Source organism: Cupriavidus sp. YAF13 (assembly GCF_052113425.1).
In the GTDB taxonomy this organism is placed as follows: domain Bacteria; phylum Pseudomonadota; class Gammaproteobacteria; order Burkholderiales; family Burkholderiaceae; genus Cupriavidus.
Genome location: NZ_JBFRDD010000077.1, coordinates 22923 through 30233 on the forward strand (window position 1 = coordinate 22923; position 7311 = coordinate 30233).

A 7311-nucleotide genomic window follows, 5' to 3' on the forward strand; every position below is an offset into this window, starting at 1 on the left:
ACGTAAGTGTGGTGCCAGATTCCGGCAAAGCGTGCTATAAGCTCCACAATTCCACATCAGCACGTAGGTGTTGCGTACTGTGACAAGCATCGAGATCGTGGCGCCCGGGGAGGACGTGGGACGAGATACAGTCTCTCGTTTCGATATGCAGTTTCAGGCGGGAGCGTTTGCAGCCCTGCAGATTCTCGAAGGCACGGGAATCGATTGCGTGTATTGCGACTTCCATGATGATTTCGTTGTTCGTAGGCAGGTCGATGGCAAAACGCTCTATCACTTCTTTCAGGTGAAGACCAAGAAGAAGTTGAATCATCAATGGAGCTTGGCCGAGATCTTTGCCCTAAGAAAGCGCGGCCAACAAAAGGATGGGGCTAGTCTGAAGAATGTCCGCGCCAGTTTTGGCGGGAAGCTGTTGATGCATGCCGTTGTGTTTGACGAGGCCTGCTACGAAGCTACGCTGCTCTCCAATGTGCACTTCGACGACGATGTGGTTGACGCCGTGGAAGCGCTACGTTGCCAGCTCCCGTCGTGCAAGGCATCGAAATTCCTGAGCGAGAATTTCTCCGCGATCTTTTCGCTTTGCGATGACGACAGCGGCAAGGCCTCGGCCTTTCTGAGCAAGTTGTCGTTGCGGCCGGCAGTGCATTACATTGGACAGGAACGCGAAGCGTTTGCGAACGCGTCCCGCACGGCCATCTACAAATACAGTGAAATCGACCTGGATTTCTACGAGACCGAGCGGATTGCCAATGGTCTCGTGGATCTCGCCTATCGCAAATCAAGGACGTCGTTGCAGGGGGTAGCGCCGGCGGACATTGCTGGCCGGGTGGGGATCGAACTCGATGACTTGCTGGAGATTCTCAGCATTTCGCGGGGTGCCTACGATGCGCTTCAAAGGGGTGTTGAAGAGAAGGTGCTCAAGCAGGCATCGGTGATCCAGCGATGGCTGAAGCACGCAGGTGCGCGCGATGACATGATCGAGTTTGCCTCGCAGCAAAAGGTGAACTGGGATCTCTGGTTGCGCAATGCGCGGCACACCTACTCGCCGATGGACCTCTCGCTACTGCTCGATCGAATCGACGGGCTGTATGCGCGGTGGGCGCAGAGTGGGGAGGGCTTCGCGTTTCTCAATACCCTGCTGACGGCGCTCTCGGCGGAGCCGGAGATCCAGGCGTTCGAAGGGTTGGACCGCGGGATGTTGTTTGGGGCGGTGAGTGCCGTGGTGGTGAGGAGATATTCACGATGAACTACGAAGAGTTCTTCCGGGAGGCTGCGCAACTTAGCCCGACCTCGCTGGATCTCCCCCTGCGCGTCGAGTACCGATCCTCCCTCGACAACGAGGCGCTCTTCCAGCTCCCGCTGCTGGCGATGGTGATCCTCACCCTATCCAAGGGCGGAAGCAAACCACGGCGGGCTGAACTGGGGCAAGTCGTCGGCGAATGCCTCGAGCGCACGGTCGCTGGGTTCAAGGGGTCCTCCCAGGACATCGGGTGGTCCGCCAATCTGCGCATCCGAACCGTCAATGCGCTCACGTTCCTCGAGCGCGCCGGGCTTGTCGCCGTCGACGCCCAACAGGTAGCAGTGACGCCGCGCGGTCGTCCATTGATCGCCAAGGTCCTGGAACAGGAGACCGTCCTCGCCGACGCTTTGCTCACGATCGAACGCAGTTACGACAATATCCGGGCGGAGCGACTAATCCGAATGGAGGTCTGATGAAACTCTTGGCTTTGAGGTGGGTGGCCCGTGGCGTGAATGGGTGGGAAAGCCCACCGCTGAAGTTTGGGCATCGGACGACCTCGTTGCACGCGCCAAACGGTAGCGGCAAGACCCCGATTGTCCAGGCGATCCCTTTCTGCCTGGGCTTCGACGTGAGGTTCCAGAACGATATTGTGGAGAAGTGTCAGGCGGTTGTTCTGACGATTGCGAACGCGGATCATGTCTACCAGATTCGCCGCGAGCTCGGCGACTTCCATGTCACCGTCCAAGCGGGCGACCGGAAAAAGGAGTTCTTCAACGAGGGCGATCTCTCCAAGGCGCTCTTCGAAGAGTTCGGCATGTCGATGCCGGCGCTTGTGGGAACAAACCGGCAGATGACTCGCCCTTATTTGTCGACTGTTCTGCCCATGTTCTACGTGCGGCAGGTCGGCGGTTACGATGATCCCTACAGGCCGCCCGCAAGCTTTATTGCCGATCAATTCGTGGAAATGGTGCGCTTCGTTTTCGGACTGACTCCGAAGCGATCGTATACGGCACAGCGCGACCTGCTCGCGGCACGCGACGCGCTGGAGGCCATGCAACGCAAAATCGTGTTCCAGCAAAAGGTGGTGGCTGATATGTCGACCTCGGGAGACGATACGCTACTGATGCGCGGCCACTTGGCACAGCGTGCCGCGACGCTGAACGGGCAGATTGAAACCTTACGCGAGTCGGTGGATGTCGCCGGCGCGGCGAACGACGCCTTACAGGAATTGCTGCATGCCAAGGAGGAGCGAATTCGGGCACTGCGGCGAGAGCGGGCTAACCTGCAGGCCCGCGTGCATGGGATCGATTCGATTCGCGCAGAGATCGATGGTGAGATCCGGACGCTCTCGTTGAACGAGGAATCCAAACGGGTGTTCGAGTCATTTTTTGATATCTGTGGTCGCAAAGATTGTGGGCTGTTCGAGTCCAGTGCCGTCTCCTATGCCAAGAATCTGATGTATCTGAAAGACCAGATCAAAGACCTAGAGGCTAATTCCGCACGGGCCGACATGCAATTGTCCCTGCTCGATGCGCGCCTGCTGGACGAAGCGGTGGAGCGCGACAGCATTGCGGTCAAGATGCAGCAACGTGAGGAACAAGGAGCCACAGCGGGATTAGTTTCGGCGGTTCAGTCGCTTACGCGTGAACTGCTTGAAACCGAACAGCGTCGGGCGGCCCTCGAGCAGTTGGACGAAGAGAAGCGCAAGTACATCCGGCTCGATGCAGAACGATCCAGGATTCAGGATCGCATCGCAATGCTCTCAAACCGTGCTCGGTCTGACTTCGAGTTCAACCAGCTTCGCCGGACCCTCCAGGATCTGACCGTCAAATGGATGGATATCCTCGATACGCCGAACGCCTCGCGCATTGTGGAAATCGATCTCGACTTTAAGTTCCGTTTCGGCGGGCAAAGCATCGATGTCTTCAATGGCAGCACGCGCAGTCGGCTGGTTCTTGCGATCCATGCCGCGCTGTTCGAGCATTATCTTCAGGACGCGAATCGGCCATTTCGCTTTCTCATCCTCGACACGCCGAAGCAGCAGGAACTCGCGAGCGAAGATCTTGCGAGATATCTGGGAGCCTTGCAGGCAATCTGCGACGAGCATCACGGACAGATCGTCATCTCGTCGACCGAGTATCGCCATGTCATCGAAGCGCCCGATATCGAGTGGCGACCGACATATCCTGGGGAGAAGCGGCTCATGTATCTCGGCCGATCCACCAGCATGCCATTGTGAATGGCCGATCATTGACCAAACTAGGCCACAAGGACATCTAGCCTTCCCGCCCCTGGGAGAAGTGGCAATTACTTCGCACACCGTTCCGCGAGAAGGGGACTTTTCCAGCGGCATCGAACGACCGCAGCAAACTCAGCCGTCAGACCGATCCCTGAACTACACAGTCACTCCCATCGCCTTGGTTCTCCCATCCCGCAAGTGGGCGAGGAACCCTCTGTCAGCGGCACCAAGGTTCCACACGAAACAAGCCCGATCGCATCGCCAGGAACACGGCTTCGGCGCGGCTCTGCGCGCCGAGCTTTCGGCGAGCCTCATCGATGTAGTGATCAGCCGTACGCGCCGATATACCCAACCGCTCGCCGATCTCCCGGCTGGACTTTCCGTTCGCAGTCAAAGACAAAGCCTGCGCCTCTCGCTCCGTCAGTCGCTGGTTCCCGAAATAGGCGGACGCCGCCGCCATGTACCGCGTATCAAGCAAGACGTGCAACTTCGCATGCCCGATCAGCACGGCCTCCAGGTCAGCCCGCTCCTCGTGCTCGACTAGCAACCACGACGCCGAGCCAAAAGGACCAAAATACGCACTTGCTACCACGCCCGGCCTCACGACCGTGGGCAATGCCGCGTATGGAGGGCTAAACTGCGATCCCGCCAATCGGGCGCTCCGGGTCATCGAGCCACACTCGTGACTGATGAAGCGTGAGCAGACGGGTGACGCATAACTGAGGCGAAGTCCCGACGCCTTCAGGCGTCCGCGCGTCGACTCCAGCTCCGGAAATGCCTCTGTCAAACCGGGGAGCATCTTGGAAGTTCCGCGACCTTGAACCCTGGGATATCGGCGGCGATGACTTTGTGCAGGCCCGCTGACCAGTCCAAGCCATATTCGTAGTACCCCCCAGCATTCCGCGCGCCAAGGAAGAATGGCAAATGTGTTCCGCGCAGGATTGCCTTCATGAACGCCTCAGGTGCCCCCGCCTCCCGGGCCACCTCCAGTTGGGACACTCCGGCCTCGTCATCCATAACGAGCCAGCGCTTCATGCGCCCTGCCTTATCGATCGCAGTAACCCCCGGCGGCGTCAGACTGACGGTGACCCAGACAGCCTCGGCGTCACGCGTCACGTCGTCGAGCAGCGCGAGCAATGCCGGATTCCCGAGGAAGGGAAGCGATTGCCGCTGCAAAATGCTCAACGCCGCATCACCGACGGATGCCGTCACCTTGCGCTCAAGCTCCCGAACATAGTCCACGACGCGCCGAATTGCCTCGCGATCGTCCTTCCGTATGAACCGATCGATGACGCCCGCGTTGAAGCCCTCTATCGCGTGACGTGGTGATGCCTGCCCCGTCAGCAAGACTTTGCCAAGTCCGCGACAGATCAGCCAGTCCGCCACCTCGAAGCCAGTCAACTCAGGCATGGCGTAGTCTAGTACCACGACACCGATCTGCTCCAAACATATGCGGTGCAATTCGAATCCGCTCAACAGACTGTCATTCACGCGTAGGGATCGCTCGTCAGGCACCAACCCAACCTCTTCGACCAACCGTCGCGAGAGCGCGTCTGGATCAATGGCATGCTTCTCCAGTATGGCCAACGCCGACCAGCACGTCGCCGCAGTGTAGATCTTGTTGTGAGGTAAGCGTCGACGTAGGACCTTCGCCATGCTGGCCAGTACATCTTCGTCGTCGTCCACCAGTAGCACACCACATTGCATTCGAAGCGGCATCGTCATACGCTCGGCAACTCCAATTGAAAGCGTGTGAACACGCGATCCTCGTACATGACTTGTATTGCGCCTCCCATCCGCTCCGCGATCATTCGACTTGCGTAGAGGCCCACCCCGATGCCCTCCTTCTTCGCACTGAAAAATGGCACAAAGAGGTTTTGCGCTAATGCGGCCGACAGACTGCCGGCTGAATCCTCCACCGTCACTACGCCCCAACCATCCCGCCGCGCCAACTCCAAAGACACCTTCCCGCCACCGGCCGCCGCCACGGCGGTAATAGCGTTGCGAAGGAGGTTCACCACGATCTGACGCGCGCCGCCGATGTCGCCTCGCACGACACAGCTCGCGTCACCGCGAAGCTCAATCAAGGGCACATTCCTCCCTCCCGCCAGCGTATCGAGCGCATCCCGCGCAACCTCCGCCAGGTCAAATGTCGCGCTGGTGTCCTCCGCCGCCTCGCCACTAGACCATCGGACGTTCTCGAGATGGAAATTCAGGTTGCTATGTACGTCCGATATCCGCCTCTCCAGACGATCCAAGATCTCACTCCATGCCTGGTCAGATCGATCGGCTCTATCCAGCATTTCCTCCTTCAAAGCCAGCATCTGCATACGCAATGCAAACATGGGGCTCCTAACCTCATGTGCCAGGACGGCCAACGCGCGCCACGCGCCCACAAGTCCGTCCTTGACTCGCTGATCTCGTCGACTAGCCCCAGCCACCGCTGTGGCAAAGGCAAAGAGGAATATCGGCAGGATCACCGCACCATCCTGGACGGGAACACCGGCGAACTTGCCCGCGGGCGCCAGGTGAAGGACGGCCACCGCCAGTGCGCTCCCAATCGCGAAGCACACCAGCCCGGACAGCACGCGTAGGGAAAAGAACGTCAAGTAGATGGCGCAGACGAACGACATCGCCCATACGCGATTGTCGATTCCATTCGCCAAGTACATGTACGAGAAGAAGAACGGCACGTTGAGGATAAATATCGCGTAGTGGACATACGACGAGACTCTCGCGCTGCAGGTTCTTAGATATCGGCCTGTGCCAACAAGGAACCACAGCCCGGCAACACATCCACGAAGCACCAGGCTGTCGTGGGGCTGCGGAAACACAAAGGACCAGACGATCCAATAGATACCGTGACCAAGAGCGCCGCCCACCCAAAGCAGTCTCAGCCGCGGCGCCCAGTGCAGTGGCTCTTCCGAGAACTGGAATGCCTTCCGCGAAGGTCCTGAAGATGCCTTAGGCATCACGACGTGCGATGAGCATCGCGTGGGTATAGCCGCTATCGGCTGGCGAGACCACTTCCCCGGTCACGTCGTTCAGAAAGCACCGGCCATCCCAAACGGCAAACACGCCACCTAGGGCAGGCGAACACCCTTCCGCATGCAGGCCGTAGGTCAATCCAGGCAATAGCCGATTACCTTCGCTATCCCTGCCGTTGGCGATGCTATTGGGAGCTCGCATCACCTCTCCATTTTTTCGACCATTAGATAGGACAAGTCCGATTGACAACCGGAATATTCTTCAGAGTCACTGGATTTTTCACTGACGCCAATTATTTCCATCTCGCTCGAACACAATGCATGTGCGCAAATCATGCCCCAGCTCACAACCGGCTGTCATCCGTAGATTTACGGGGCACACAACACCTCCACCATAACCCCGTATTTTTGCCCTACATATCTAGAATTCTACTTGGCAGAATCCCACAACTGCCTTTATCCGTGCCTTAGACCACTCTACCGAATCCGTCTGTATATCAAAGATAAAGCGGAAAAAATCATCCCAGCAGCACTGTTGACAGCGCAACGCATCTACTCGTTGTCAACATTTGAAATATCCATATTTATTAGATAGATTGGATATCAATATTTCAAATATCGGAAAATAGAATGTTGATCTCAAAACTCTTGGAAGCGTATCTTCGCAACAAGATACTGGCACCAGACACAGTGAAATCCTACGGCGCTGTTCAGATTAAACGTTGATGACCTGCTTGCCGAGAGCTGACGCGATGACATCGTCGGCGGAAACGCCTTCCTTGTTCCAGCTCATCAGCCGTTGCCAAGCCAGGTAGTTCGGCAAGTACTTGGTGGCCACGCCCCTGAGT

At 57.8% G+C, this 7311-nt stretch carries 7 protein-coding genes and 1 pseudogene; 3 read left to right on the forward strand and 5 right to left on the reverse strand.

The window, feature by feature from the left end; genetic code table 11:
- Positions 1 to 79 precede the first annotated feature (79 nt).
- From AB4061_RS37125 to AB4061_RS37135, 3 genes are read left to right on the forward strand one after another with little or no spacing between them, the layout of a single operon-like run.
- Positions 80 to 1243 carry a dsDNA nuclease domain-containing protein gene (locus AB4061_RS37125; protein ID WP_441641101.1) on the forward strand — a complete coding sequence of 388 codons (1164 nt, stop codon included), beginning with the start codon at positions 80 to 82 and terminating at the stop codon, positions 1241 to 1243.
- On the forward strand, positions 1240 to 1710 hold the full coding sequence (locus tag AB4061_RS37130; RefSeq protein ID WP_441641102.1) for a hypothetical protein: 471 nt from the start codon (positions 1240 to 1242) through the stop codon (positions 1708 to 1710). Before AB4061_RS37125 ends, AB4061_RS37130 begins: the two co-directional genes overlap by 4 nt.
- Positions 1710 to 3476, forward strand: coding sequence for a hypothetical protein (locus tag AB4061_RS37135; protein ID WP_441641103.1), 1767 nt, complete (start codon positions 1710 to 1712; stop codon positions 3474 to 3476). Before AB4061_RS37130 ends, AB4061_RS37135 begins: the two co-directional genes overlap by 1 nt.
- A 217-nt stretch (positions 3477 to 3693) precedes the next feature.
- On the opposite strand, the gene AB4061_RS37140 is transcribed toward AB4061_RS37135, so the two are convergent.
- The 5 genes and pseudogenes from AB4061_RS37140 to AB4061_RS37160 all read right to left on the reverse strand — a co-directional run.
- Positions 3694 to 4023: a response regulator transcription factor gene (locus AB4061_RS37140; protein ID WP_441641104.1), complete on the reverse strand. Its 330-nt coding sequence runs from the start codon at positions 4021 to 4023 to the stop codon at positions 3694 to 3696.
- A gap of 236 nt (positions 4024 to 4259) precedes the next feature.
- Entirely contained in the window at positions 4260 to 5201 is a 942-nt protein-coding gene (locus AB4061_RS37145) for a hypothetical protein (RefSeq protein ID WP_441641105.1), read from the reverse strand.
- Positions 5198 to 6448, reverse strand: coding sequence for a sensor histidine kinase (locus tag AB4061_RS37150; RefSeq protein WP_441641106.1), 1251 nt, complete (start codon positions 6446 to 6448; stop codon positions 5198 to 5200). The genes AB4061_RS37145 and AB4061_RS37150 overlap by 4 nt, the downstream gene beginning before the upstream one ends.
- Complete coding sequence (locus AB4061_RS37155) at positions 6441 to 6665, reverse strand: hypothetical protein (protein ID WP_441641107.1); 225 nt, start codon at positions 6663 to 6665, stop codon at positions 6441 to 6443. Before AB4061_RS37155 ends, AB4061_RS37150 begins: the two co-directional genes overlap by 8 nt.
- 513 nt (positions 6666 to 7178) lie before the next feature.
- Positions 7179 to 7311, reverse strand: a pseudogene (locus AB4061_RS37160) (IS1595-like element ISCARN29 family transposase); the annotation flags it as partial.